The sequence below is a fragment of the Deinococcus aestuarii genome (assembly GCF_018863415.1).
Lineage (GTDB): Bacteria > Deinococcota > Deinococci > Deinococcales > Deinococcaceae > Deinococcus > Deinococcus aestuarii.
Genome location: NZ_JAHKSN010000007.1, coordinates 77,529 through 103,413, shown reverse-complemented (window position 1 = coordinate 103,413; position 25,885 = coordinate 77,529). Strand labels below are relative to the sequence as shown.

The following is a 25,885-nucleotide window of genomic DNA, read 5'->3' as shown; positions in this document are numbered from 1 at the left end:
AGAAGGACGCTTTGCAGCTCACCCCCGCGCCCGCAGCCCCACCAGCAGCCCCGCCGTGAACGCCCCCGCGAAGGGCAGCCGCGCCGTCAGCACCCGCCCCAGCCACCCGGCCCCCGCCTCGCCTCCCTGCCGCAGCCACGGGTCGGCGAGGGCCTGCACGCGCGACCAGTGGACGGTCACGAGGTCGAAAGAGGCGAGGAGTTGCAGGGTCAGAACGAGCAGGCCCAGCGCGACGAGGGTGACCCGCCCGAGCTTCTTGAGGGCGAGCCCGGTGGCAAATCCCAGCAGGGCACCGACGCTGAGGTCGGGGAGGAGGGGCCGAAGGGCGCCTATGAGGGCGGTGGTGGAGAGGGTGTCGGGGGGCACGGGCGGGGCGCAGCCTAGCGTCCGCCGTATGGCTGACTCCTTGCACGGAACGAGGCGGTATGGTGGGCGGGACGTGACCGAAGTGCCCGATGTCCTCACGCCCGAGCTGCTCGCCCGCCTCAGTAACGGGGAGGAGGCCGCGTGGTACGACTTCGTGAGCGCCTACGAGGGGCGGATGTACGCCTACCTCTACCGTCTGGAGGGCAACGCGGACGACGCGCTCGACCTCACCCAGGAGGTTTTTTACCGGGCGTGGAGAAGCATCCGCACCTTCCGCGCGGGTGAGCGGGTGCTGCCCTGGCTGTATCAGGTCGCGCGGAATACCCAGATCGAGTCTCACCGCCGCAAGCAGCTCCAGCGCTTCAGCCTGGAGGAGGCGCGCGAGGACGTGGGCTTCGAGGTGACGAGTGCCGCCCGCTCGCCGGTGCAGGCCGCCGAGAGCGCCGACGCGCAGGACCGGGTGCAGCGGGCCCTGATGCGGCTGCCGGAGGAGTACCGCGAGGCGGTCGTGCTGCGCTTCGTCGAGGACCTGCCCTACGACGAGATCGCCCGGATTCAGGGGGTGGCGGTCGGCACGGCGAAAAGCCGCGTCTTCCGGGCGAAGGAACAACTGGCGGAACTGCTGGCGGACGTGACGGACGTGCATTGAGGGGGCGGGCCGTGGTGGCTTCCCTCACGCCGGACGTGGCCCCCGGGCCGCTAGGCTGTCCGGGTGACTCGGTTGAGGATGCGGAGGGGCCTGCTGGCGCTGCTGGCGGGCGTGCCCGGGATGGCGTTGGTGGGGGCGTGTGCGGCGCAGCCCGTGGGATTCCGGGTGAGCCTCTCGATGAACGAGGAGCAGCGCGCCCCGCTGAGCGTGTCGTTCACGGCGCAGGCTCCCGCCGAGTACCGCGTGGAGTGGGACTTCGGGGACGGCGGCACCGGGCAGGGACGGCGCGTGACCCACACGTACTACCGGCCCGGGACCTACACCCTGCGGGCGAGCCTGCTCGACGCGCGCGGCCGGGTCCGCTCCACGGCCACCAGCCAGGTCGAGGTCGCCAGCAGCGGACCCGAGCGGGCCGGACTGGTGCTGCTGCTCGGCGACGGCGAGGTGCGCCTTAGCGCGGCGGGCAGCGTGGTGTACCGGCCCACCACGCCCAGTTTCACGCTCGACGGGCGGGCCGTGGGGGCGGAGCCCGTCCCCGTCCCGGCGGGGCAACACCGCGCCTCCGTGCGGCTGACGGGCACGGGCGGGGCGCTGGAGCAGTCACTCACCTTCCGCATGGCCCCGCTGACCCTCAGCGTGCCCTTCGAGACCGAGGTGCTGCGCCTGACCAATCAGGCCCGCGCGCGCGGCTGGAACTGCACCACCCTGCAAGGCGGCGGCCCCGCCCTCCCCCCCCTCACCCGCGACCCGACGCTGGAGGTGGCCGCCCTCGCCCAGTCGGCGGGCATGGCCCTGCACGGCTACTTCGACCACCAGAGCCCGGTGGACGGCAGCACCCCGTGGCTGCGGGTTCAGGCGGCCGGATTCGAGGCGCAGACGACCGCCGAGAACATCGCCGCCGGGCAGACCACGCCGGAGGAGGTCGTCGCCGGGTGGCTGCGCAGCCCCGGCCACTGCCGCAACATCATGGGCGACTTCACCCGCCTCGGCGTGTCGTACGTGAGCGGCCCGGACTCCGAGTACGGGCGCTACTGGACCCAGGTGTTCGCCACCCCGGCACCGGGGCCGTGAGGGGCGCTCCCGTCCGGCTAGCTCCGACCTGCGGCTGATCCGTCGCGCTGCCTCCGCTTCCCGGAGCATTCGACGAAAGAAGGGTCTCGGCCGGCGCGTTGGAGACGCTTCGCTGCGCTCAGCATGACAGCTTTACCGTGTCAAACGCTCTACCGGGCCTGCGCCGCCGTGTTCCCGGTCGTGCGGGCGTTGGTGAACACGTAGCGGGGGCGTCTGGTCCAGGTCACGCGGTTGTCGTTGCCGAGGAATTGCAGGACACGCGCGCCTCCCAGCGTGATCACGTTGCCGCTCCCGGTGACGTTCACGAAGTCGCAGACGCCTTGCAGCGAGAGCGTGTTGCCGCCCCCCGCGACGGTCACGCTGCGGCCCGCGCAGTCGAGGGCGAGGGTGGCGCCGCTCTCCGCCACGGTGAGGGCCCCGGCGGGCGCCTGCACCGCCCGGTTGAGGGTCTGCGGCTGCGCGAGGACGGACGGGCACGACAGCAGGGCCAGCGCGAGGAATCTTCTCATGGGCCGCTCAGCATAACGGCCCCCTGGACGGCGACGGGCGCGGTGTTCCTCAAGGGACGTTGCGCCGTCCTTGGCGGCAGCTTGAGGTCGGGCGGAAGGACCGTGGCCCCTCAGCCCCGCCCCTCGCCCGCGTCCACCAGGGGGGGCTCGCCCAGGGTGACGCGGGCGAGGGTGCCGCCGCCTTGGGCGTCCTCCAGGGTCACGTCGCCGCCGTGGGCGCGGGCGTAGCGGCGCACGAGGGAGAGGCCCAGGCCCTGCCCGTCCGCGAGGCCGCGCGGACCGCGCTCGTAGGGGAGGAAGACGCGCCGCCGCAATTCGGGGGACAGGCCGGGGCCGTGGTCGCGCACGGTGATCTCGGGCTGCCCGGCCCTCATCCTCAGGGTGACCCCGACCGGGCCGGGGGTGTACTTCAGGGCGTTCTCGACGAGGTTCTCGACGATCTGGCGCACCCGGCCCGGGTCCACGACCCAGGACACGGGCTCTTCCGGCAGGTGAACGCTCACCCGGCCCCCTGCGAAGCGGCCCAGCAGGGGGCGCAGGTCGGTGCGGGCGGCGCGCAGGGTCACGTCGAGGTACAGGTCGTTCAGGCGGGTGAGGTCGGCGCGGCTGGCGAGCTGGGCCGCGCTGTCCTCGATGAGCGCGAGGAGGTGCTGGCGCTGTTCGGGGGTATCGGCGTGCCGGAGCAGGTCGCTGGCGAGCATCAGGGCCTGGAGGGGGCGGCGCAGCTCGTGGCTGGCGAGGCTGAGGGCTTCGCGCTGGCGGGCCTCGCGGTGGGCGCGGCGGTCGCGCTCGGCCCGCCACAGCAGCAGGGCCCGCCCGGTCAGGAACATGCTCAGCAGCCCGGTCACGAAGGCGGTGAAGATCAGCGCGCGCCGCATGTCCTGAAGGGCGCGCAGGTACGCGACCCCCGTCTCGCCCGCGTAGCTTCCCGCCTGCGCGTTGAGCCGGACGGCCTCGCGGGCGGCGGCGGCCAGCGAGGCAGGCGTGTTCTCGCGCAGCAGCCGCTCGACCCGGGCGAGCCGGGCGTCCCCGTAGCCTTCCACCGTCGCCAGGGCCGTGAACTGGGCCGGGTTCCCGGCGCTGGACAGGGCGCGGTCGCGGATCTCCTGCCGCTCCTCGTCGCCCAGGGTGGGGTCGAGCCGCGCCACCTGAGAGGCCTGCACGTCCTGGGCGAGCCCCTGGTAGGCGTAGGGGGACCAGCCGTTCCCGTTGCGGAGCAGCGTGTCGTACGCGGGCTGGGTGGCAAGCAGCAAGAGCGCCACGGTCAGCAGCGCGGGCAGCGCGGCGAGCAGCCCCTCGCGCACCATGACCGCCCGGGGAACGCGGCGGGCGGCGGGGGTCACGGGGCGGGCGTGATGCGCTCGGCGAACCACACCCACGCCGCCCCGTACAGCCGGGCCGGGAAGCGGGCGGGGTCGCTCGGCAAGACCACCGTGAGGGGCCCCTTCTCGAGGACGGGGATGGGCCTGCCGTTCGCCGTGTGCGCGAGCATGATGGGCGCCGCCAGGTAGTCGGAGGCGCGCAGGGTGGTCACGAAGCCGTTGGACGCGTAGACCCGCAGGTCCTGCCCCGCGAAGCCTCCCAGCGCGGCGAGGTTTCGCAGCGGCACCCCCTCGTAGGTGAAGGTGCGGTGGAGCTGGGCGTGCTCGGTCGTGTACCGCACGGTGGGCAGGGCCAGGAGCTGGGCGCGCGTGAGCCGCCAGGTGCGCGGCCCGCCCTCCAGGGTCAGCAGGGCGCGCTCGCCGGGCCGGGCCGGCGGCAGCGGACGCCCCGCCCGGACGTAGCTGAAGGGGCGGAAGCCGGAGTCGTCCCCGGCCTGGGGCACGCCGAGCGCCAGCCCGGAGGCGAGCGCCGCCAGCGCGAGCAGGGCACGAAGCTGTGCGGACACGCGCAGAGTCTAGTGCGCCCGCCCCCGCCCCGTCTGTGGTGGTCTGGGGAACACGGTGAAACCCGGATGAGGAAGCCGGGAGAACCGGCTGAGAGCCGGGGTCAGGCGCCCGTCAAGTGATCCCGGCACAGTCGGGGCATGAGACCCAGCTCCTCCCGGCTGACCCTCGGCCTCCTCTGTGCCCTGCTCGGCGTATCGGGGCTCGGCACGGCCGCCGCCGCCCCGCGCGTCAGCGCCCAGAGCATCATCGTGAACCCGGTGCCCACCACCCTGAGCGTCAGGGTCTGGACCGACCGCACGCCGGGCGGGACCGGAACGGCGATCTACGCCCCCGGCGACCGCATCCGGCTCTTCACGAGCGTGAACCAGGACGCCTACGTGTATCTCTTCAACCTCGACCCGCGCGGAAACGTGGACCTGATTCTCCCCAACCGCTACGGGGGCGGGGGCAACTTCCTGAAGGCCAATACCACCAAGGTCTTCCCCGACGCGGGCGACCCCTTCACCTTCGACATCGCCACGCCCTACGGCCTGAACAAGGTCCTCGCGCTGGCGAGCCGCACGCCGCTGAATCTGGGGCAGATCGCCTCCTTCAAGGCGGACCAGAATACGTTCGCCACCGTGAACGTGCAGGGCCAGGAACGGCTCGCGCAGGCGCTGAGCATCGTCGTGACGCCGGTCGATCAGGCGAGCTGGGTGAGCGGCACGGCGTCCTATAGCGTGGTGCCGCGTGCGGCGGGGGGGCAGCCCGCTCCCCTGCGCCCGGCCCCCGTGCCGCCCGTGCGCCCGGCGCCCACCCAGCCCGCCCCGGCCCATCTGGAGGACTTCCTGGACCGCGACTGGCAGACCTCCTTCGAGCGCCAGTCCCGCGTGGAGGACGTGTACGCGGAATACGCCGCCCGCCTGCGTCAGCAGGGCTACCGCCAGGTCGAGCGGCGCGAGAACGGCAACGGCCTTCGCCTGCGCGGCGAGTTCCGCCGGGGCCAGGAGCGCGTGACCCTGGAGGTCCGCCAGCAGGGCAACCGCTTCGAGGTGAACGTCACCCACCGCTGAGCCCGCCAAACCCGCACGCCGCCCTGTGAGCGACCGGGGCGGCGTGGCTCCTTGACCGCACCGCGCTACTTCTTGTGGGTGGCCTTCCACGCGAGGGCGAGTTCCTCGTAGTACTCGCGCACGCTCCCCACGGCCATGTCGGCGAGGTCGTCTTGGCCCGCGACGCTGCCGTACCCCGAGGAGGACCACAGCTCAAGGGCCTTGGCGTCGAAGGTGTGCGTTCCCAGGGTCAGCCGCGCGGGCTTGGCCGTCTGGAGGCTGAGGTCGAGGGCGTAGAGCATCCGCCCGTCGCGGGCCTTGAAGGCGTCGAGGGTAAAGATCTGGTCGACCGTGCAGGTCTTGGGGTCGCCGTAGGGCACCCCGTAGAGGGTGGCGTACCGGTCGAGCTGCTCGTCGAGCGCGACCGCGAGGTCTTGCTGCTCCTCGTCGTCGACGGCGACGTAGGCGACGGGCGGGCACAGGTCACTGCTCGTGAGGGGCCGCAGGTTGTCCTGCTGATGGTCGGCCCGGGCCGTGCCGAGCAGGAGGGCGAGGACCGTCAACCCCAGGAACGCGCGTCGCATGGGGGCAGTGTACGCGCCGGGAGGCCGGGCCCGGGGGGCATCTCTGCTACGCTGGACGCCTTCCCCCTCCGGGTGGCCCGCCCACCCTCCGCATCCCCTTTCCCCCCGCTTGCCGTGCACCAGGCCGATGCCGCGTCCCCTTCCTGATCCGGGTTCACCGCCGGAGGGGCGCCGCACGCCGGGCGTGACGAAGCCCACCCGCCGTGGAGGCCCCATGACCTCACCCGACACCGCCCGCCCCGACCTCCTCTCCCCCGAACCGGGCGAACACGAGCCCTTCGGGCTCCTCGCGCCGGACGGCACCGCCTCCCGACCCGCCGAGTTGCCCGACCCCGGGACCCGCCTCTCGCTCTACCGCCACATGCGCCGCATCCGCCACTTCGACGAGCGCGCCTGGGTGCTCTACCGCACCGGGCGGCTGGGCGTCTTTCCGCCCTACGGCGGCATGGAGGCGAGCCAGGTCGGCACGGCGGCAGCGCTGGACGCGGGCGACTGGCTTTTCCCCACCTACCGCGACACGGGGGCGGCGCTCACCCACGGCCTGCCCGTCGCGCAGACCCTCGCCTACTGGCGCACGAGCCCGCACGGCTGGGCGATGCCGCCGGACGTGAAGGTGCTCCCCTTCTACATCCCCATCGCCACCCAGTACCCGCACGCGGTCGGGGCCGCCCTCGCCGAGAAGCGCCGGGGCACCCGCAACGTGGCCCTGGCCTACATCGGGGACGGGGGCAGCTCCGAGGGCGACTTCCACGAGGCGCTGAACTTCGCGGGCGCCCTGAACGTCCCCTGCGTCTTCATCCTCCAGAACAACGGCTGGGCGATCAGCGTACCCACCCGCACCCAGACCCGCGCGGTGAACCTCGCCCGCCGCGCCGACGGCTACGGCATTCCCGGCGTGCGGGTGGACGGCAACGACGTGCTCGCGACGTACCTCGTGACCTCCGAGGCGGTGAAGCGGGCGCGGGACGGCCAGGGCCCCACCCTGATCGAGACCGTCACCTACCGCGTCAAGCCCCACACCCTCGCCGACGACCCCAGCCGCTACCGCACCGACGCCGACAACCACGGCTGGGAGGAGAAAGACCCCATCACCCGCCTGAGCGCCCACCTCCTGAACGAGGGCCTGCTCACCGAGGACGAGGACGCCGCCCTCACCCGCGAGATCGAGGCCGAGTTCGAGGCGGCGCTGAGGGAGGCCGACGGCTACCCCGAGCCCACCCCCGCCGAGATTCTCGACCACGTGTTCGCCGAGCCGACCCCGCAGCTTCGCCGCCAGCGGGCGCAGATCGAGGCGGAGGAGGGGGCGTGAGGGAGCGTTCAGCCGTCAGCCATCAGCTCTCAGCCTCCACAGGCGACGAGCCACAAGCCACCCGACCCCACGAGGTTCCCGCATGACCGCCACCGCCACCCCGACGAAGACCATGACGATGGTCGCCGCCATCAACGACGCGCTCGCCCTCGCGCTGGAGGCGGACGAGACGGTCCACGTCTTCGGGGAGGACGTGGGCGTGATGGGGGGCGTGTTCCGGGCGACGGACGGCCTGCAAGCCCGCTTCGGGGCGGAGCGGGTCTTCGACACGCCGCTCGCGGAAGCCGGGATCGTGGGCATGGGAATCGGGATGGGGCTGGCGGGCCTGAAACCCGTCGCGGAGATTCAGTTCGCGGGCTTCCTCTACCCGGCGCTCGATCAGGTCCTCTCGCACCTGGGGCGCTATCGCCACCGCACCCGGGGCCGCTACCACCTGCCGATGGTCGTCCGCGCACCCTACGGCGGGGGCGTCCACACCCCCGAACAGCACGCGGACAGCCCGGAGGCGATCCTCGCCCATACGCCGGGCGTGAAGGTCGTGATCCCCAGCACGCCCGCCGACGCCAAGGGCCTGCTGCTCGCCGCCATCGCGGACCCCGACCCGGTGTTCTTCCTGGAGGCGATCAAGCTCTACCGCTCGGTGAAGGGGGAGGTGCCGGAAGGGCCGTACACGGTGCCGCTCGGTCAGGCCCGCCTCGTCACTCAGGGGGACGACGTGACGGTGATTTGCTACGGCGGCATGGTGGAGGTGGCGACAAAAGCCGCCGAGGCCGCCCGCGTCCACGGCATCGGGGTGGAGGTCATCGACCTCAGAACGCTGGTGCCGCTGGATACAGAAACGGTCCTCGCCTCCGTCCGCAAGACGGGCCGCGCCGTCGTCGTCAGCGAGGCGCCGCGCACGAACGGCTTTCACAGCGAAGTCAGCGCGACCATCGCCGAAGAGGCCATCGACTTCCTGCGGGCGCCCGTCGTGCGGGTGACGGGCTTCGACGCTCCGTACCCGCCCTTCACCTCGGTCGAGGACGTGTACCGCCCCAATCCGGTGCGGGTGGCGCGGGCGATTCGTCAGGTCATGGGGTACTGAGGGAGGAGGGACGCAGACCACGAACCGTGCACGGCTTGATTCCCGCCCAGCGCACGTTTGCGCCTCAAGCAGAAATCATGAAGTCTGGGAAAGATAGGAAGGATGCGTGCTCCTTCCCTCCCCGCCCTGCTGCTGACCGCTGGCCTGCTCGTGGGAGCGACCGTCCTCGGCGCGGGCCTCCTTCAGCCCGAGACGGGTGGGGGAGGAACGACCCCGGCAACCTCCGTCCCGGTCGTCCAGACCCAGCCGGAGCCTGTCGAGGCAGCCCCAGAGAGAGAGGCGGAGCCGGACACACCGCCCGCCGTGCCGGAGACGACGCAGGAGACCACGCCCCCCACGCCCGAACCCGAGGCCGCCCTGCCTCCGCCGCCCCCTCCCCTGCCCGCGTCCGCGAGCGTCTCCGGCATCCGGCACGAGTACCAGCGGCTGAACAACTGCGGGCCGGTGACGGTGGGCATGGTGCTCAGCCGCTGGGGCGGAACGCTCGACCAGTACGACATCGCCCCGCGCCTCAAGCCCAACCGCGGGGACGTGAACGTCTCGCCGGAGGAGCTGGCCTCGTTTGCCCGCTCGCAGGGCATGGACGTTCACCTCGCCACGAACGGGGACCGCCCCCTGCTCAAGCGGCTGCTGGCGGCGGGGTATCCGGTCGTCGTGGAGACGTGGTTCGTGACCCACGACAGCGGCGGAATGGGGCACTACCGCCTGCTCACCGGGTACGACGACGCGAAGGGGGTCTTCAGCGCGCTCGACTCGTACCTGGGGCCGCTCTCCATGCCCTACGCCCGCTTCGACGAGCTGTGGCGCTCCTTCGGGCGGACCTTCCTCGTCGTCTCCCCGCCCGCACAGGCCGGGGAGGTGCGCGAGCTGCTCGGCTTCCGCGCGGACCCGGCGGCGGCCAGGCGTGAGGCGCTGCGGGTGGCCCTGGCCGAGGCGGAGCGGCGGCAGGACGCGGTGGGCTGGCTGAACCTGGGGCAGGCCAAGCTCGCCCTGGGAGATGCGCGGGGGGCGGCGCGGGCCTTCGATCAGGCGTTCGCCGCCCGGCCCGACCCGGCCCTCGACCCCACCCGCCCGGCGCGCGTGGTGGGCGGGCTGCCGTGGCGGGCGATGTGGTACACCTTCGGGCCGCTGGAGGCGTATACCCGCACCGGGCGCTACGCGGACGTGCTGCGGCTGACGAACGCCGTGCTGCGCGACGCTCCCGCCCATGAGGAAGCCCTCTACTGGCGGGGCCGCGCGCTGAGCGCCCTGGGCCGCGCGGCGGGGGCGAAGGCCGCCTACCGTGAGGCGGTGCGGCTGCGGCCCGGATACGTTCGGGCACAGGCGGCGCTCGCCTCGCTCTGAGGCGAACCAGGCAGCTCTCCGGATGAGGGCCTTCTCACCCCAGTTGTCGGAGAGGTTTACCCAGCCGGGTGACACGGTGGGGAACTCCCTACCCTGTCGCCATGACTCAGGAACCCAGCCTTCGCGACCTCGGGATCGTCGGGGACCGCCGCACCGCCGCCGTCGTGACCCGCGCGGGAAGCGTGGTCTGGTACTGCCCCGGCCAGTTCGACGCCCCCTCCCTGCTGGCGGGTCTGGTGGACCCGGCCCGGGGCGGCGAGTGGCGCCTTGAGGGGGACGTAACCCCGCTGCGCCGCGCCTACCTCGGGGACAGCGGCGTGCTGGAGACGCACCTGGACACGGCGGGCGGGGAGGTCACGCTGGTGGACTTCATGCCCTACGGGCCGGAGCTGCCACGCGGCGTGTGCCGACTGGTGCGGGGAACGGCGGGCGCGACCCTCGTCCTGACGCCCGCCCCCGACTACGCGCGGCGCCCTCCCCTCCTCACACGGGACGGGAACGCCGTGCGGGTCGACGGCAACTGCTGGCTCAGCGCCTCGCACCCCCTCCACGTCGAGGGGGACACGGTGCGGCTGAGCGTTCCGCCCGGCGAGTCCGGCTGGGCGCTGCTGGGAGAGCGCCCGCAGGGGACGGCGAACCCCGAGGGATGGCTCGACGCGACCCTGACCGCGTGGCGGGGGGTGGCCGCCGAGACGACCCACAGCGGCCCCTACGCGGGAGCCGTGCGCGACTCGCTGCGGGCCCTGCGGCTCCTGACCTTCGAGGAGAGCGGCAGCGTGATCAGCGCGGCGACCACCTCGCTGCCGGAAGTGATCGGGGGGACACGCAACTACGACTACCGCTACGTGTGGTTTCGCGACTCGGGCATGATCGTGCGGGCACTGTCGCGGCTCAGCCCGGACCGGAAGGGCACGCTGGGGCACGGTTTCCTCGATTTCGTCTGCCGCTACGCCTCCGGGCGGGACGGTGATCAGGTCCTGCCCCCGCTGGCGACGGTGTGCGGGGAGGACGCGCCCCCCGTGGAGGAACTGCCCCTCGCCGGATACCGGGGAAGCCGCCCGGTGCGGATCGGGAACGCCGCCGTCTCGCAGGTGCAGCTCGACGTGTACGGCAACATCCTGCTGGCGAGCGCCGCCCTCTACGACCGCGCCGAGCTGGAGGAGCACTGGCCGACGCTGGAGCCCGTCGCCGAGTACCTGTGCGGACACTGGCAAGACCCCGACAACGGCATCTGGGAGGAGGAGGAGACCCTGCCCTACCTGTCGAGCAAGGTGCTCGGCGCGGTGGGGCTCGAACGTCTCGCGGACCTCCACCCCGACCCGGCGACGGCCCAGCGCTGGCGGTCGGTCGCCGGGGACATCCGCGCCTGGGTCTCCGCCCACGGCCTGACGAGCGAGGGCGCCTTCGCGGCGGTGGCGGGCGAGGAGGAGGTGGACGTGGTGGCGGCCCTCTACCCCGCCTGGGGCTACTGCGCGCCGGGCGCCCCCGAGATGCGGGCGACCCTGCGCGTGCTGGAGCGCGACCACTGCCGGGAGGGCCTGTACTGGCGGGCGCTGCGGGAGAAGGGCACGGGCGAGGGCGCCTTCCTCGCCGGGACCCTCTGGGTGGCCCTGTACTGGACGGCGCTGGACCCGGAGCGGGCCCGCCGGATTCTGGAGACCGTGCTGGGGTACACCAACGACCTCGGCCTGATCGCCGAGGAGGCCGACCCCACCTCCGGCACGCCCCTCGGGAACTTCCCGCAGACCTTCGTGCACGCCGCGCTGCTCGGGGTGATCGCCGAGCTGACGTAGGCCACGCGTCAACCCGGCGGTGTTACGCTTCCCCCCATGACCCCGCCCACCTCCGCGCGCCTGTCCCCGGAAGCGTTCAATCGCGCCCGCGCGTTCCTGCTCGAACGGGGCCGACCCCTGGAACGCGCCCGCTTCCGGCACGCCTTCGAGGGCGGCGACGTGGAGGCCGTACTGGAGGCCCTGCGTGCCTACCGTACCCCGGACGGCGGCTTCGGGCACGCGCTGGAGCCGGACGTGCGGGCGCCGCACGGCAGCGTGCTGGCGACCTCGGTGGCGCTGGAGGTGCTGCACGGCCTGAACGTGGGGGCGGACGAGCCCCTCCTGCGGGAGGCGGTGAGGTGGCTGCGCTCGCAGTTGCACGTGGGCTCACACGGCACGGTCTGGCCCTTCCTGCCGCCCGAGGCGCAGGCACATCCTCACGCCCCGTGGTGGAGTCAGGGCAAGGAGGGTCAGCTCGCGGCGACCTTTGGAGGCTTCCGGGTCAACCCCCGCGCGGGCATCGTGGCCCACCTCCACCGCTGGCCGGGGCTTACGCCGGACCTGATGCCGGAAGGGCTGCTCGCCCTGCTCACCGTCGAGACGCGCGACGACATCCTGGCGGGGCTGGAGCCGGGCGACGTGAACGGGCACCTCGTCGCGTCCGTCTTCGCCCAGGCTCATGAGGTGCCCGAACTCCACCGCGCCCCCGTCCTCGACTACCTCGACGAGGTGCTGCCGGGCCGGGTCCAGCGCGAGCCCCACGCCTTCGACGAGTACGGCCTGAATCCCCTCAGCGTCGCGCCCACGCCCGCCTCCCCCCTGGCCCGCGCCGTCACGGAACCCCTCGCGGCGGCCCTGACCCACCTCCTCACCTCGCAGGGGGAGGACGGCAGTTGGGGGCCGAACTGGTCGTGGGGCGGGGGGTTCCCGGACGTGTGGCCGCAGGCCGAGCGCGACTGGCGCAGCGTGCGGACGCTGGAGGCGCTCTTGACGCTGCGGGCGTGGGGGAGGCTGGAAACCGGGGCGTAGAACGGTGAGGACTCTGGGAGAGGGCCCTCACCGTTCGTCGGCAGCCCGGATGGGCGGGCGGAAGACCCTCAGCGCCGCTGCGCCTCCAGATGCTCGGCGAGGCGGTCCCACGTCTCGGTGATGCCCTGCAACATGCCCATGTCCATGACCGTCTTCAGGGCCTCCTCGGAGTCGTAGGCGGCGCGGTTGGTGACCCTGGTGCCGCCCTCGACCTCCTCGAAGGTCAGCGTCGAGAGGGTCGGCGGCAGGTTCTCGTTGACGTTGCCCTCCGCGTCCGAGAAATAGTCGGTGTAGACGATGCGCTCCGGGGCCTCGATCTCCCGGTAGATCCCCAGGCCCCAAGACTCCATCCCGTAGAACTCGCCCTGAGCCTGATCGACGCACCTCATGCAGTAGTGCCACCGGCCCCCCGGGCGGAGGTCGACGGTGCAGACGGGCATCTCCCAGCCCCGGGGAGCCCACCACTGGCGGAGGTGCTCGGCCTGCGAGAAGGCGCCGAAGACCAGCTCGCGGGGGGCCCTGAAGACGCGCTCCAGAACGAGTGTCTTGCCTGCTTCGACGTTCGAGGTCATGGGGGACGTGGCGGTGCTGGACATGGGAAAGCCTCCTGGTCGGGGTTGAAGCTCCCGAGCTACTGATCTTGCGGGTCGGGGTGTGGGTCGGTCTCGGGCTCGGCGGGGTTGCTGCCTGTGGAGTCGCTGCCCTTCCGCTGAAGCCGTTGCAAGTAGTCGTCCAGCCGGTCGAAGCGGTCTTCCCAGAGCCCCCGGTAGGTGCCCAGCCACTCGTCCAGTTCCTGAAAGGGCTCGGCCCGCAACGTGCAGATGCGCCGGTTGGCGACCGCCTCGACCGCGACCAGCCCCGCCTCGCTCAGCACCCGCAGATGCTTGGACGTCTGGGGCTGGCGAAGCTGGAGACGTGCGGCGACCTCACCGACCGTCAGGGGCCCCCGGATCAAAAGTTCGACGATGTGCAGCCGGTTCGGCTCGGCCAGAGCGTTGAAGGTGTCGGCGTTCAGCGAAGGTTTCTCCTCTCCGCAGCGAGTGCGTGGTTTGTTGACCTAAGTATGCCACTTTAGGAATATTCCTGTCAAGGCATACGTGGGGCCGCTCCTCACGTCAAGACGGGTGCCGGGAGGGAGGCACCGCGAGTCCGACCCGCCGGGCCCGGACCGCTAAAAAAGACCGCCCCACCTCTCCGGCAGGGCGGCCTCTTCCAGTTCCGCTTACTTCTTCGGGGCCTCGATGGTCTTCGCGGGCTTGCCGCTCGGACGCGGCGGCGCCTTCTGCACGGTCTGGCCGATGGTGGCCGTCTCGCGCTCGACCTGCTTGTTGATCAGAATCTGCTGGCCGATGCCGATCAGGGTCGAGAGGATGATGTAGATCGTCACGCCCGCCGGGAAGGTCAGCGCGAAGTACAAGAAGATGATGTAGATGAAAGCCTGCTGCCGGAACATCTCGGGCGTCTTGCGCGTCATCACGTAGAGCTGGCCGATGTTCACGACGAGGTAGATCAGCGCGAGGATGTAGAAGGGATCGGGAATCGCCAGGTCAGGGAGCCACAGGAAGCCCGAGTCGAACTCGAAGTTGCGGATGGTGGACCACAGCGCGATGAGGACCGGGAAGGGCAAGAAGGTCGAAAAGCACCCCGCCGGGTTGAAGTTGTAGTCGCGGTAGAGCTGCTGCATCTCCGTCTGCATGGCCCGCTGCGAGTCCGCGTCGCGCTTGCCCTTGTACTTCTCCTGAATCTCCTTGATCTTCGGCTGCATGACCTGCATCCGGGCCGTCGTGCGGCCCTGCGCCTGCATCAGCGGCCACATGATCAGCCTCAGCAAGATGGTCAGCAGCACGATCACGAGCCCCCAGTTCCCCACGAAGCTGTACAGACTTTCCATCAGCTTCACGATGAGCAGGCTGATCTGCCCGAAGAAGTTGGGGTCGAACAGGCCGGGCAGGGTGCTGTACCCGCTCTGGTACAGGTGGATGAGTTCGTTCTTGCCGCCGTAGACCTCCAGGTTGCTGTTCCCCTGAAGCGCCACGCTGACCTGCGCCTGCGTGGGCCCGCCGCCCGTGAGGGCCGCACTCGCCGTCGTGCCCCCCTGCGGGCGGACGATCAGGGCGTGGGCGACCTGGCTGGGGTTTTCCTGAAGGGCGGCGTACAGGATGTTGGGGACGCTCAGCGTCCCGCTGCCCTGCACGGCGGCGGGCTGACCGCCAACCGGCACCGCCTGCACGCGGGGATTGTCCGCCTTGCCGAGCCCTGGGAAGAGCATGTTGTAGCGTTCGGGTCCGCCCTCCAGGGTCGTCCGCACGTCCACCTTGAAGTTGCGCGGGTGCAGGGTGACCGTCTTGGTGACCGCCACGCCGTTCTGGGTGTAGCGGAACACGGCGTCCTGACGGTTTTGCGGCAGGTTCTGGGTCAGGGTGGGCGCCGTCACCTGGGCGGGCTGCGAGGGGCCGAGACCCTCGCCCACCACGGCGAGCGCGCGGCGGGTCCCCACCATGTTCACGATGCCGCGCTGGTCGCGCAGGGCGCTGAAATCGTAGGTGCCGTCGGGCCGAGTCCGGATGAAGGGGGTGCCCGCGTAGCTCTTGACGTACCAGCCGATGACCTCGCCACGTGCGTTGAACACCACGTCCTGAAGGTTGCTGGTGGCGATGAACTCGTCGCCGGGTCGCCCGTCGAAGTCGGCGCGAATCCACTCGGGGGTGATCGCCTTGCCGAAGGTGGGAAGGGGGCCGGTCTGACCGCACCCCGTGAGGAGCAGGGCACCGAGGGCCGTGAGGGGAAGGAGCTTCTTGGTCTTCATGGGGTCGTCTTTCTGCCTTGCGGGAAGCGGTGGGGCACCGGATCGAAGCCGCCCGGCACGAGGGGATTGCAGCGCATCACGCGCCACGCGGCGAGCCAGCCGCCCCTCAGGGCACCGTGGCGCTCGACAGCCTCCACAGCATACTGAGAGCAGGTGGGGGTAAAGCGGCAGGTCGGTGCCGGTTTGCGCGGCGAGAGGTGCCGCTGGTACCCCCTCACGACCCGCACGAGTCCTCTGGCAGCGAGACTCATGGTGAACCTCCCGGGGCCGTCTTCTGTCCCTTCCCCCGGCCCCCGCCCCGCTTGACCCGGCCCGGCACCTGGGCCAAGACCCGGGCGAGCGCCGCCTGCAACTCCGGGAAGGGCACGGTGAGCACCCCGGGGTTGGGCAGCAGGACCCCGCGGCAGGGGGGCAGGCCGCCGGGCAGGGTCCGCAGCGCCTCGCGCACCCGGCGCCGGGCGCGGTTGCGGTCCACCGCGTGGGAGAGGGTCTTCTTGGGCACCACGATCCCGATGATGGCGCGCGGACGCCACGCCTCACCGTGCCGGGGGCGATAATCGGTGACCCGCAGGGTGAAGAGGGGATCGCGCAGCGGGGTGCCATGCTGCCGCACCCGCCGGAACTCGCGCTCGCCCTTCAACGAGGTCAGCGCCACCGGACGGCGGGGCCGCTCCTGCGTGGCGCTGGTCTGTTCTGGGATGACGATAGAACCGCTCCTTGCGGCGAGGATTACTCGTCGCTGACGGTGAGGCGGTGACGGCCCTTGGCGCGGCGACGCGCGAGGACGTTGCGGCCCGCCTTGGTCTTCATGCGGGCGCGGAAGCCGTGGGTCTTGGCCCGCTTGCGGACGTTGGGCTGGTAGGTACGCTTCATCTCGGTGCTCTCCTTCTCGCGTCGGGGGACACGGGACCCCTTCTCCCCGGCAACCCGCCGACCTTGTGCGCGAAAACTCGCCCCCCTGGGGAGGCAAACTGGGGAAGTGTACCACGCGGGCGGGCGGGGCGGGAAGGGCGGGGCGGCAGCGGTCAGGCCGAGCCCTGGCGAAGCCTGTCGAACGGTGCTCAAGCCGAGGCCCCTCGCTGCACTCAGGGCGACAACTCTAACCTTCACGGCCTGTTCGCAAGCCCGCGTGATCTCGGAGAATGCAGCGCCCCGGCCCCCCAGGCAATCGTGCCCTGAGCCCACTGTGAGGCCGTGTCTTGCCCCCTCCCCCCCCGACGCGCTACTAATGCGGGGTATGCGTGACGCCCTGTGGGATGCCCTGAAGACCGTGAACGACCCGGAGCTGCACCGGGACCTGGTGTCGCTGGGCATGATCGAGCGCGCGGAGGTCGAGGGCGGCGTGGCCCACGTGAAGGTCAACCTCACCACGCCCGCCTGCCCCCTCAAGGGCAAAATCGAGGGCGACGTGCGCGCGGCGGTCCTCGCCGTCCCCGGCATCCGGGACGTGGCCGTGACCTTCGGGGCGATGGTGCGCCCGCCCGCGCAGCCCGCCCTGCCCGGCGTCAAGCACGTCCTGCTGGTGGGCAGCGGCAAGGGGGGCGTGGGCAAGAGCAGCGTGGCGGTGAACCTCGCGGCGAGTCTGGCGGTGGAGGGGGCGCGGGTCGGCCTGATGGACGCGGACGTGTACGGCCCCAGCGTGGCGCACATGCTGGGCCAGGGCGGGGCGCGCATCACCGCGAACGCCGAGCGCAAGATGCAGCCTATCGAGGCGCACGGCCTGCGCTTCATCAGCATGGCGAACCTCTCGCCCGCGGGCCAAGCTCTCGTGTGGCGCGGGCCGATGCTGCACTCGGCGATCCAGCAGTTTCTCAAGGACGCGGCGTGGGGGGAACTCGACTACCTGATCGTGGACCTGCCGCCCGGCACCGGGGACGTGCAGCTCTCCCTCACGCAGACGGTCAACGTGACGGGCGCCGTGCTTGTCACCACGCCGCAGGACGTGGCGCTGATCGACGCGGCGCGGGCGCTCGACATGTTCCGCAAGGCGTCGGTCCCGGTGCTGGGGGTGGTGGAGAACATGAGTTACTTCGTGGCGCCCGACACCGGCCTCACCTACGACATCTTCGGGCGGGGGGGCTCGCGCAAGCTCGGCGGGCTGCCGCTGCTCGGCGAGGTGCCCCTCGATGTGGAGGTGCGGCAGGACGCCGACCTGGGCGTGCCCGCCGTGCTCTCGCACCCGGACTCGCCCGCCGCGCAGGCGATGCGGCAGGTCGCGCGCAACCTCGCGGGGCGGGTGAGCGTGCAGGCGCTGGGGTCTTTGCCCGAGCAACTCCCGGTGGTCTGAGATGACCGCCGCAGCGACCCTTCCCGCCGCGCCCCTGCCGCCCGCACCCGAACGCACCAAGCAGCGGGTCCTCGAACTCCTCAAGCGGCACGGCACGCTGACCGCCCAGGCGCTCGCCTCGGGGCTCTCCGTCACCGTGCCCGCCGCGCGGCGGCACCTGCAAGACCTTCAGGAACAGGGCCTGATCGAGGCGCGGACCGAGCGGCCCGGCGGGCGCGGGCGGCCCCAGCACGTCTTCGGGCTGACCGAGCGGGGGGAGGCGGCCTTTCCCAAGACGTACTCGACCCTGTGCGTGGACGTGCTGCGGCACGTGGAGGGGCTGTTCGGGGAGGGGGCCGTGTTGCAGGTCTTCGATGCCCGCAGCGCGGAGATGGCGGCGGGGCTGCGGGCCGAGCTGCCTGCGGGCGGCCCCCTGGAGGAGCGGGTGCGCCACCTCGCGTCGCGGCTGTGCGGGGCGGGCTTCGACGCGGTGGTCGAGTCGGGACCGGACGGGGCGTGGTACATCGTGGAGCGCAACTGCCCGAATCTCACGGTCGCGCGGCAGTACGGGGAGCTGTGCGCGAGCGAACTCGCCATGTTCGTGAATGTCCTCGGCGTGCCCGTCACCCGCGAGACGCGGATCGCGTGCGGGCAGGGCGCGTGCCGCTACCGGATCGGCCCTTGACCCTCATGCGCACCCTCTCCCCGGCGCCCGCGCCCCAGGCCCTCCACAGCCTCGTCGCGTGGCCGCCCGAGGTGCTCGACACGTGGCTCAGGCGCACCCAGGAACGGCTGGGCGTGCGCGGCTTCGGGCTGCCGCACCTCAACCTGCGGGCACCCTTCCAGACCGACCTCAGCGGCCCCGATCTCGTCGCCGCCTTCCGTGACGTGCTGCGCGGGCAAGAAGCGTTCGAGGTCCACCTCAAAGGCTGGAAGCGCCTGCCGCACGTCCTCTTTCTGGAGTGCGAACTCGGCCCTACCCTGGGCCGGCTGCACGCCCGGGCTCTGAGCGTCGGGCCGTCGAGCCGCGCCCCCCACGACGGCGCCGCTTACACGCCGCACCTCACCCTGGGCCTGGGCATCCTCCCCTGGGCCGAGGACCTGCTGTGGGACGAGGTGCGGACGCTGACCCCCCCGGTGGACAGCTTTCTCGTCACCGCCCTGAGCCTCACCCGCGAGGAGCGGGGCGAGGTGCTGGAGCTGCACACCTTCCCGCTGGAGTGCCCGGAGGAGGTCTGGGAGCGGGAGCGGGGGGCGCAGGCGGCGTCGGGGTGAGAAGAGGGGGCTGGGGGGCGGTTGCGTCCGCGTACTCCCCTCCCCAGCCCTCTGCAAGCAGCTCTGCGAGTCCCCCACAAGGAGGGAGGGAGAAAGAAGCCGAAGCCTCAGCGTTCCTGTTGCTCCTCCCCCCTCCCAGCCTCCCCCACGAGGGGGGGCACACGCCAACACCCCACCCCACAAGCCAACCTTCCTGAGCCTAACCACCCAAGAAAAACCGGGCCACCCCCAGGCAGCCCGGCCCCATCCTCCAACCGTTTACACCCCGACGGGCTGCCTCAGCATCGGGGCCAGCGCGTCTATGAACCGCTCATACCCGGCGAAGTCGAGCTGCTGCTCGTTGTCGCTCAGGGCCGTGGCGGGGCTAGGATGGACCTCGACGTGGATGCCGTCGGCGCCGACCGCGAGGGCCGCCTTGGCGAGCGGGATGAGGAGGTCGCGGCGCCCGGCGGCGTGGGTCACGTCCACGATGACGGGGAGGTGGGTCTCCTGCTTGGCGAGGGCCACCGCCGAGAGGTCGAGGGTGTTGCGGGTCCACTTCTCGAAGGTGCGGATGCCGCGCTCGCAGAGGATGACCTCGTTGTTGCCCTCCGAGAGTATGTACTCGGCGGCGTAGAGCCATTCCTCGATGGTGGCGCTCAGGCCCCGCTTGAGGAGCACCGGGCGGCGCGAGCGGCCCACCTCGCGCAGCAGGGCGAAGTTGTGCATGTTGCGCGCGCCCACTTGCAGGAGGTCGGCGTGCTCGGCCACCACCTCCACGTCGCGGGTGTCCATCACTTCCGTCACGAAGAGCATCCCGTTGTCACGCGCCGCCCGGCCCCCGATGATGAGGCCGTCCACGCCCATCCCCTGGAAACCGTAGGGGCTGGTGCGGGGCTTGTACGCGCCGCCGCGCAAGATCTTGACCCCCCGGGCGGCGAGGAAGCGGGCGGTCTCGTCCATCTGCTCTTCCGACTCGATGGAGCACGGCCCGGCCACGATCACGGGCGGGGCGTCGCCGCCGATGCGCACCCCGTCGATGTCGAGCACGGTGTCCTCGACTTTGACCTTGCGGGAGACGAGAAGCTGCTTCTTGTCGTTGCTCTCCTCCAGCGCGAGGCTCGCCTTGAAAATCTCCTTGAAGATCGCCTTGACCGCCGCCCCTGTGAAGGGACCGGGGTTGAGGGCCTCCAGCGTCTTGAGCTGCTGTTCCTCGCGGGCGGGGTCGTAGTGGTGCGGGCGGCCCTCACGCGTCTTGGCGTGGCCGATCTGCGCGACCACCTCGCCCCGGCGGGAGAGCAGGGTGAGGAGGTCGCGGTTGATCTGGTCGACTTCCGAGCGGAGGTCGTCGATGCTGCGCTGGGGCTGGGTCATTCCCGCAGTGTAGGAAAGCGGCCCGGAATCGGCCACAGACCGTACTAGTCAATTGAAAAGAATTGTCCAGGTTCCTCCGGTGAAAGAGGTCCGGGTCAGCCGACGCCGGGTTGGTCCTCCCGGCCCGGCTCCGGCGTGTTCACCATATGGGCCGCCACCCGGGCGAGCGCCGCGTACAGCTCGCGGGCCTCGGCCTCCCCGATCTCGGGCGTCTCGCGCAGGGCGGCGTTCATGCAGGCGAGCCAGGCGCGGGCCCGCGTCGGCGTGATCTCGTGCGGGAGGTGCCTGGCGCGCAGCCGGGGGTGCCCATACCGCTCGTGGTAGAGGGGCGGGCCGCCCAGAAAACCCGTCAGGAAGGCGTATTGCTTCTCGGCGGTCAGGGTCAGATCCGGCGGGAAGATGGGCGCGAGGTCGGGGTCACGGGCCACCCTCGCGTAGAAGCGGCGCACGAGGGCCGCGAGCGCGTCCGGGCCGATGCGGTCGTACAGGCTGCCGCCCTCGCTGAGGGTCAGAGGGGCCGTCATGGGGGCCAGGGTAGCGCGGGGAGGGGCCCGGCCCTCAGTGGCCCACGTCCCGGCGCAGGAAGGCGGGCACGGCGAGCAGGACGCAGGCCAGCCCCGCGAGGAGCAGCACGAGCGCGTTCGCAGGATGAATCTCCCCCGGAAGGGGCTTTCCCCGATGGCGTACCAGAAGGGCGACACCGGGCGCAACTCCCGCAGCGCCGCCACCTGCGGCGAGAGCGAATGCACGAGGTAACCCGCCAGCGTCAGGGCGAAGGCGACCCCCGAGGCGAGGCCGGGCCGCCCGCTCGCCGTCCCCACCGCGAGGGCGAGCGCCCCGAGCAGCCACGCGAGCAGCGTGACCTGGGCCGTCGCTATCCCCAGCCGCCCGGCGTCGAGGTTGGCCCCCACCAGCGCCGCCCCCGCGAGCGCGGTCCCGAAGACCACCAGGCCCAGCAGGGCGAGGTTGACCCCCAGCGCGAGGGTCCGCCCGGCCACGAGGTCGCCGCGCGTCACGGGCTGGGCGAGGAGGAGTTCGAGCCGACCGTCCTCCTCGTCGCCCGCGACGGCGCGCGTGCCCGCCCGGACGGCGTAAATGATCAGGGTGACGGGCAGGAACACGCTGAACATCCGCGCCCAGGCGTACCCGCCCGGCGAGATCAGGTCCTCGATCCCGAAGGCCTGGCGCAGGGCGGCGGGCAGGCGCTGAACGAGCCCGGCGATGTCGGGGCTGTCCCGCACGGCGGGGTAGAGGGCCCAGTTCACGGCGACGTAGACGGCCAGCCCGCAGGCCCACCACAGGATGCCCCGGCGGGTGGCGCGCAGGTGGTCACGCAGGACTTCAGGCCACATGGGACTCCTCCTGGTAGGAGGAGAGGAAGGCCTCCTTCAGGTCGGGCTCGTGCCCGCGCAGGTCGAGGACCGGGTAGGCGGCCAGCGTCTTGACCAGGGCGTCGGCCCCGCCCGTGAGGACGCAGCGCAGGGTGTCGCCGCGCACCTGCACCCCGCTCACCCCCGGCAAGCGGGCGAAGGCGGCTTCTGGCACGGGCGACGCGAAGCGGACCTCCAGCCGGTGCGGCAGCCGCGCCTTGACCTCGGCCACGTCCGCCACGGTCACGAGTTCCCCGGCGCGGATGATCCCCACCCGGTCGGCCACCCGGTCCACCTCGGCGAGGACGTGCGACGAGAGGAAGACGGTGCGGCCCTGGGACCGGGCCTCGCGCAGCAGGCGCAGCACCTCCTCCTGCACCAGCGGGTCGAGGCCGTCCGTCGGCTCGTCGAGCAGCAGCACCTCGGGGCGGCCCAGCAGCGCCGCGATCAATCCGACCTTCTGCTTGTTGCCCTTGGAGAGGGTGCCCAGCCGCCGGGAGGGGTCGAGCCCGAGCCGCTCGGTGAGGTCGTGCAGCCGGGCACGGTCCACCCCCCCGCGCAGCCGCCCCAGGAACTCGAACAGCTCGCGCCCCGTGCGGCTGGGGTCGAGCCGCAGCTCGCCCGGCAGGTAGCCCACCCGGGTGTGGAGGTCGCGCACGTCCCGCCGCACGTCGAGGCCCAGCACGCGCGCCTCGCCACCGGTGGGGCGCAGGAAACCCAGCAGCAGGCGCAGGGTGGTGGTCTTCCCCGCCCCGTTGGGTCCCAGGAAGCCGAAAATCTCGCCGCGCCGCACCTGAAGGTCGAGGGGCCGCAGGCCCACCCCGCCCCGGTAGAGCTTGCTGAGGGAACGGGTCTCGATCACGCTGTCCGTCATGGGAGCCTCCCCGGGGGCACTTCACCCCCGGCGCCTCATCGGGCTCGCCACCTGCCGCCACGCCGCCTCACCCGCGGTAGGAGGGGGCAGGCCGTCCCTCGCCACGTGGGCATGCCGCCAGACGGGCTCGACCGGGACAGACCGCCGCGCACGGTTCATGACCGCACCTCCGGGCGACGCGCGGACCCCGGGTCACAGGCACCCCACCAAAAGCACAGGTGGAGCCAGGCTGGGCTGACTCCACCGACTTCGGCTCACCTGGGCCGGTCCACCGCGTCGTCCCGACTCTACTCCCGCCGGAGTGGGGGGACAAGGGGGCGGGACCGGGGTCCTCCCCTCAACTCCACTGCCACACGGTCGGCTCGTACTCGTAGTTTCCGGCGACGATGCGGCGGATATGGCCGATGGCCGGGAAGGGGAAGTGGTAGCCCGTCACCCACATCTTGTCGGCGACGACCTGATCGAAGAGGCGCTGGCGGGTGCGGGCGGCGAGGGGACCGTCGGTGTCGAAGCCCACGTAGGCGCCCCGGTGCCGCAGGCTGAGGAGGAAGTGTCCGGCGGCGTCCCCGAAGACCATGAGGCCCTGATCGCCGCTCCCGCCGCGCACCGCGAGGTGTCCCAGCGTGTGCCCCGGCGAGGCGACGGCGGTGAGGCCGGGGACGATCTCGGCGTCCGGCTGGATCAGGGTGAAGCGGTCGCGCAGCCCGATCAGGTTGGCCTGCACGGCGGCGTTGGGGCTTGGCTGGGTGGTCCAGAACTGGAACTCCGAGGCGCCCATCACGTGTCGCGCACCCGGGAAGGTGGGCTGCCCTCCCGTGGTGAGCCCGCCGATGTGGTCGCCGTGCCCGTGGGTGACGAAGACGGTATCGATGCCCGCCGGATCGATCCCCGCCCGGCGCAGGTTGGCGAGGAGCTGCCCGTTCGCGCCGCCGCGCCCGGTGTCGATCAGGACGCGGTTTCTGCCCGTCTCGATCACGACCGGGTTGAAGTGGTTGACCGTGTTCGTGGCGGGGACCCCGTACTCGGCCAGCGTCGCGGCGAACTCCTCCTGGCGGCCCGGATTCGCCCCCCAGGTCGGCAGCAGGGCGGCGAGCGGGGCGGTGCCGTCGCTGACGACGTAGACGGTGAAGTCGCCCACCCGCTGGCGGTAGAAACCGTTGCCGTTGACCGGAGGCGTGGGGGCGGGCGCCGCCTGCGCGGGGGCCGCCGTCTGCGCGCGGGCGAGGGGCGCGGCGGCGGTGACCAGGCCCGCCACCCCCAGCAGGCGCAGGGTGTCGCGGCGGTTCACGGGTCGCTCGGGGGCTTCGGGCGGGGCGGGCGGCTGGGGCTGGTCGCTCATGGGTGGAACCTCCTGGCTCGGAACGTCCCTTCGATGTTGAGCGATCTGTCCACGCCGTGGATGCGGCGGTCTTCCGAATTCGTTGAGCCTGACCCGTGCTCAGCGGGGCTGGCCGCGTGTGAGACCGTACAGCGCGAGCCCCGCCGCCATCGCCGGGCCGCTGCCGAGGGCGAAGACGAGGGTGCCCCACCCCACCAGCCCGCCGAGCGCCCAGCCGAGGGCGAGGACGGCGAGTTCGATGCCGGTGCGTACGCGCGCCACGTCCCAGCCTGTCATCCGGCTCAGGCCCAGGATCAGCCCGTCGCGCGGCCCGGCGCCCAGCCCGGCGGCGACGTAGGTGCCGGTGGCGAGGCCCAGCAGCGCCACCCCGAGCAGGAACTGCGCCCAGCGCCCGGCCAGCGCCACGGGGTCGGGCACGAGCGGCCCGAGCACGTCGAGGAACAGGCCGATCAACAGCACGTTGATCACGGTCCCCGGGCCGATGGGCTCGCGCAGCCGCAGCGCCGTGAAGGCGACGATCAGCACGCCCGTCAGGATGCTCACCAGGCCGATGCTCAGCGGCAGGTGCCGGGTGACGCCGAGGTGCAGCACCTCCCAGGGAGCCACGCCCACCCGCGCGTCGAGCATCAGGCGCAGGCTCAGTCCGTACAGGAAGAGGCCGAAGACGAGGAGGAGAAAGCGCCGCCCCACCGGCTGGGCCGTGACGAAGGCGAGCGGGGCGGGGCGGGTCACGCGGGCGAGCGTAGCATCCCCGCCTTCATCCCACTGCCAGGCAGCGCTCCACGGTACAATTCCGAGGTTGCACCCTCGACGCCGCGAGGAACGGCTCGGGTGCCCACGGGAAAGACCAACAGGAGACACTATGGGACTTGCAATCGGAATCGTCGGTCTGCCGAACGTCGGCAAAAGCACGCTGTTCAACGCCATCACCCGCGCCGGGGCGCTCGCCGCCAACTACCCCTTCGCCACCATCGAGCCCAACGTGGGCCGGGTTCCCGTGCCCGACGAGCGGCTCCCGGCGCTCTCCAGGATCTTCACCAAGGGCGAGCGGGTGCCGCCCATCATCCCCACCTACGTCGAGTTCGTGGACATCGCCGGGCTGGTGAAGGGCGCTTCGCAGGGCGAGGGGCTGGGGAATCAGTTCCTGGCGAACATCCGCGAGGTGGACGCCATCGCCCACGTCGTGCGCTGCTTTACCGACGACAACGTGATCCACGTTGCGGGCCGGGTCGATCCCATCGACGACATCGAGACGATCAACACCGAGCTCATCCTCGCGGACCTGGCGGGGCTGGAAAAGCGGCTCGCCAACCTCCAGAAAAAGGCCAAGGGCAACGACAAGGACGCGAAGGAACAGGCCGCCCTCGCCGAGCAGATTCTCGCCGTGCTGGGGGAGGGCCAGCCCGCCCGCGCCGGGACGTACGAGGCACCCATCCCCAAGGACTTCGGGTTGATCACCACCAAGCCCGTGATCTACGTGGCGAACGTGGGCGAGGACGAGCTCACGGAGGACAACGACGCCGTGCGGCAGGTGCGCGAGTACGCCGGGCGGGAGGGCGCCTCGGTCGTGAAGATCAGCGCCCAGATCGAGGGCGAGCTCGCCGAGATGCCGGAAGATGAGGCGCGCGAGTTCCTGCATGACCTCGGCGTGGAGGAAAGCGGCCTCGACCAACTGGTCAAGGTCGGGTACGAGACGCTGGGGCTGATCACCTTCATCACCTCGGGCGAGAAGGAGGTGCGCGCCTGGACGATCCGCCGGGGCGAGAAGGCCCCCGAGGCCGCCGGGGAAATCCATTCCGACCTGGAGCGGGGCTTTATCCGCGCGGAAGTGATCGAGTGGCAGAAGATGGTCGAGGCGGGCGGCTGGGCGAACGCCAAGTCCAAGGGCTGGGTCCGCACCGAGGGCAAGGAGTACGTGATGGCGGACGGCGACATCATGAACGTGCTGCACAGCAGCTAGGGGCG

The 25,885-nt window shown here is 71.8% G+C and carries 28 protein-coding genes and 1 pseudogene; 12 read left to right on the top strand and 17 right to left on the bottom strand.

Annotated features, from left to right (window positions below; genetic code table 11):
- Positions 1-18 precede the first annotated feature (18 nt).
- Entirely contained in the window at positions 19-366 is a 348-nt protein-coding gene (locus IC605_RS11025) for an FUN14 domain-containing protein (RefSeq protein ID WP_216323343.1), read from the bottom strand.
- A gap of 73 nt (positions 367-439) precedes the next feature.
- Here IC605_RS11025 and IC605_RS11020 point away from each other — a divergent pair, with 73 nt between their 5' ends.
- Together IC605_RS11020 and IC605_RS11015 are read left to right on the top strand one after the other, a co-directional pair.
- Positions 440-1,015 carry an RNA polymerase sigma factor gene (locus IC605_RS11020; protein WP_216323339.1) on the top strand — a complete coding sequence of 192 codons (576 nt, stop codon included), beginning with the start codon at positions 440-442 and terminating at the stop codon, positions 1,013-1,015.
- A 63-nt stretch (positions 1,016-1,078) separates the two neighbouring features.
- Positions 1,079-2,086 (top strand): CAP domain-containing protein, encoded by a 1,008-nt coding sequence (locus IC605_RS11015; protein WP_343216584.1) that lies wholly within the window; start codon positions 1,079-1,081, stop codon positions 2,084-2,086.
- A gap of 149 nt (positions 2,087-2,235) precedes the next feature.
- On the opposite strand, the gene IC605_RS11010 is transcribed toward IC605_RS11015, so the two are convergent.
- The 3 genes from IC605_RS11010 to IC605_RS11000 all read right to left on the bottom strand — a co-directional run bounded on the left by IC605_RS11010 (position 2,236) and on the right by IC605_RS11000 (position 4,483).
- Positions 2,236-2,595 (bottom strand): DUF3060 domain-containing protein, encoded by a 360-nt coding sequence (locus IC605_RS11010; RefSeq protein ID WP_216323337.1) that lies wholly within the window; start codon positions 2,593-2,595, stop codon positions 2,236-2,238.
- Between the two features lie 110 nt (positions 2,596-2,705).
- Entirely contained in the window at positions 2,706-3,938 is a 1,233-nt protein-coding gene (locus IC605_RS11005) for a sensor histidine kinase (RefSeq protein WP_343216583.1), read from the bottom strand.
- Positions 3,935-4,483: a hypothetical protein gene (locus IC605_RS11000; RefSeq protein WP_343216582.1), complete on the bottom strand. Its 549-nt coding sequence runs from the start codon at positions 4,481-4,483 to the stop codon at positions 3,935-3,937. Before IC605_RS11000 ends, IC605_RS11005 begins: the two co-directional genes overlap by 4 nt.
- A gap of 138 nt (positions 4,484-4,621) precedes the next feature.
- Between IC605_RS11000 and IC605_RS10995 the strand changes: the two genes are divergently transcribed.
- Positions 4,622-5,536, top strand: coding sequence for a DUF4384 domain-containing protein (locus tag IC605_RS10995; RefSeq protein WP_216323334.1), 915 nt, complete (start codon positions 4,622-4,624; stop codon positions 5,534-5,536).
- Between the two features lie 65 nt (positions 5,537-5,601).
- Here IC605_RS10995 and IC605_RS10990 read toward each other — a convergent pair whose 3' ends face one another.
- Positions 5,602-6,099: a hypothetical protein gene (locus IC605_RS10990; protein ID WP_216323331.1), complete on the bottom strand. Its 498-nt coding sequence runs from the start codon at positions 6,097-6,099 to the stop codon at positions 5,602-5,604.
- A 214-nt stretch (positions 6,100-6,313) separates the two neighbouring features.
- On the opposite strand from IC605_RS10990, the gene pdhA reads away from it, so the two are divergent.
- The 5 genes from pdhA (at position 6,314) to IC605_RS10965 (ending at position 12,637) form a co-directional block, all read left to right on the top strand.
- Positions 6,314-7,408 (top strand): pyruvate dehydrogenase (acetyl-transferring) E1 component subunit alpha, encoded by a 1,095-nt coding sequence (pdhA, locus tag IC605_RS10985; protein WP_216323327.1) that lies wholly within the window; start codon positions 6,314-6,316, stop codon positions 7,406-7,408.
- Between the two features lie 82 nt (positions 7,409-7,490).
- Entirely contained in the window at positions 7,491-8,492 is a 1,002-nt protein-coding gene (locus IC605_RS10980; protein ID WP_216323324.1) for an alpha-ketoacid dehydrogenase subunit beta, read from the top strand.
- A gap of 102 nt (positions 8,493-8,594) precedes the next feature.
- A complete protein-coding gene (locus tag IC605_RS10975; RefSeq protein WP_216323321.1) occupies positions 8,595-9,836 on the top strand; it encodes a C39 family peptidase in 1,242 nt (413 codons plus the stop codon).
- A 101-nt stretch (positions 9,837-9,937) separates the two neighbouring features.
- Positions 9,938-11,629, top strand: coding sequence for a glycoside hydrolase family 15 protein (locus IC605_RS10970; RefSeq protein WP_216323318.1), 1,692 nt, complete (start codon positions 9,938-9,940; stop codon positions 11,627-11,629).
- Between the two features lie 36 nt (positions 11,630-11,665).
- Entirely contained in the window at positions 11,666-12,637 is a 972-nt protein-coding gene (locus tag IC605_RS10965; RefSeq protein WP_216323316.1) for a hypothetical protein, read from the top strand.
- A gap of 68 nt (positions 12,638-12,705) precedes the next feature.
- On the opposite strand, the gene IC605_RS10960 is transcribed toward IC605_RS10965, so the two are convergent.
- The 6 genes from IC605_RS10960 to rpmH all read right to left on the bottom strand — a co-directional run bounded on the left by IC605_RS10960 (position 12,706) and on the right by rpmH (position 16,316).
- Positions 12,706-13,233 carry an SRPBCC domain-containing protein gene (locus tag IC605_RS10960; protein WP_216323312.1) on the bottom strand — a complete coding sequence of 176 codons (528 nt, stop codon included), beginning with the start codon at positions 13,231-13,233 and terminating at the stop codon, positions 12,706-12,708.
- Between the two features lie 35 nt (positions 13,234-13,268).
- Positions 13,269-13,652, bottom strand: a complete 384-nt coding sequence (locus tag IC605_RS10955; protein WP_216323538.1) for an ArsR/SmtB family transcription factor — start codon at positions 13,650-13,652, stop codon at positions 13,269-13,271.
- Positions 13,653-13,859: 207 nt separating this feature from the next.
- Entirely contained in the window at positions 13,860-15,443 is a 1,584-nt protein-coding gene (locus IC605_RS10950) for a YidC/Oxa1 family membrane protein insertase (protein WP_216323309.1), read from the bottom strand.
- The gene (yidD, locus tag IC605_RS10945; RefSeq protein WP_216323307.1) at positions 15,440-15,694 is read right to left on the bottom strand and encodes a membrane protein insertion efficiency factor YidD; all 255 of its coding nucleotides are present in this window, start codon (positions 15,692-15,694) and stop codon (positions 15,440-15,442) included. Before yidD ends, IC605_RS10950 begins: the two co-directional genes overlap by 4 nt.
- A complete protein-coding gene (gene rnpA / locus IC605_RS10940) occupies positions 15,691-16,083 on the bottom strand; it encodes a ribonuclease P protein component (RefSeq protein ID WP_216323535.1) in 393 nt (130 codons plus the stop codon). The genes yidD and rnpA overlap by 4 nt, the downstream gene beginning before the upstream one ends.
- An 89-nt stretch (positions 16,084-16,172) precedes the next feature.
- Positions 16,173-16,316, bottom strand: a complete 144-nt coding sequence (gene rpmH, locus IC605_RS10935; protein ID WP_011530697.1) for a 50S ribosomal protein L34 — start codon at positions 16,314-16,316, stop codon at positions 16,173-16,175.
- 364 nt (positions 16,317-16,680) lie between these two features.
- On the opposite strand from rpmH, the gene IC605_RS10930 reads away from it, so the two are divergent.
- From IC605_RS10930 to IC605_RS10920, 3 genes are read left to right on the top strand one after another with little or no spacing between them, the layout of a single operon-like run.
- The gene (locus tag IC605_RS10930; RefSeq protein ID WP_216323304.1) at positions 16,681-17,730 is read left to right on the top strand and encodes an Mrp/NBP35 family ATP-binding protein; all 1,050 of its coding nucleotides are present in this window, start codon (positions 16,681-16,683) and stop codon (positions 17,728-17,730) included.
- A 1-nt stretch (position 17,731) separates the two neighbouring features.
- Positions 17,732-18,394 carry a helix-turn-helix transcriptional regulator gene (locus tag IC605_RS10925; RefSeq protein WP_216323301.1) on the top strand — a complete coding sequence of 221 codons (663 nt, stop codon included), beginning with the start codon at positions 17,732-17,734 and terminating at the stop codon, positions 18,392-18,394.
- 5 nt (positions 18,395-18,399) lie between these two features.
- Positions 18,400-18,984, top strand: a complete 585-nt coding sequence (locus IC605_RS10920) for a 2'-5' RNA ligase family protein (RefSeq protein ID WP_216323532.1) — start codon at positions 18,400-18,402, stop codon at positions 18,982-18,984.
- Between the two features lie 258 nt (positions 18,985-19,242).
- Here the strand turns inward: IC605_RS10920 and IC605_RS10915 are convergent, their stop codons facing one another.
- From IC605_RS10915 to IC605_RS10895, 6 genes and pseudogenes are all read right to left on the bottom strand, one after another.
- Positions 19,243-20,337 carry a bifunctional 3-deoxy-7-phosphoheptulonate synthase/chorismate mutase gene (locus tag IC605_RS10915; RefSeq protein ID WP_216323298.1) on the bottom strand — a complete coding sequence of 365 codons (1,095 nt, stop codon included), beginning with the start codon at positions 20,335-20,337 and terminating at the stop codon, positions 19,243-19,245.
- A gap of 95 nt (positions 20,338-20,432) precedes the next feature.
- On the bottom strand, positions 20,433-20,861 hold the full coding sequence (locus tag IC605_RS24605; RefSeq protein ID WP_246580721.1) for a globin domain-containing protein: 429 nt from the start codon (positions 20,859-20,861) through the stop codon (positions 20,433-20,435).
- Positions 20,862-21,074: 213 nt separating this feature from the next.
- Positions 21,075-21,689: pseudogene (locus tag IC605_RS25390) on the bottom strand (ABC transporter permease subunit); the annotation flags it as partial.
- Positions 21,679-22,581, bottom strand: coding sequence for an ABC transporter ATP-binding protein (locus tag IC605_RS10905; protein ID WP_216323294.1), 903 nt, complete (start codon positions 22,579-22,581; stop codon positions 21,679-21,681). The pseudogene IC605_RS25390 and the gene IC605_RS10905, both read right to left, overlap by 11 nt.
- Before the next feature lie 337 nt (positions 22,582-22,918).
- Entirely contained in the window at positions 22,919-23,920 is a 1,002-nt protein-coding gene (locus tag IC605_RS10900; RefSeq protein WP_216323292.1) for an MBL fold metallo-hydrolase, read from the bottom strand.
- Positions 23,921-24,019: 99 nt separating this feature from the next.
- Entirely contained in the window at positions 24,020-24,652 is a 633-nt protein-coding gene (locus IC605_RS10895; protein ID WP_216323290.1) for a YczE/YyaS/YitT family protein, read from the bottom strand.
- A 130-nt stretch (positions 24,653-24,782) separates the two neighbouring features.
- Between IC605_RS10895 and ychF the strand changes: the two genes are divergently transcribed.
- Positions 24,783-25,880, top strand: coding sequence for a redox-regulated ATPase YchF (gene ychF / locus IC605_RS10890; protein ID WP_216323288.1), 1,098 nt, complete (start codon positions 24,783-24,785; stop codon positions 25,878-25,880).
- Positions 25,881-25,885: the final 5 nt, after the last annotated feature.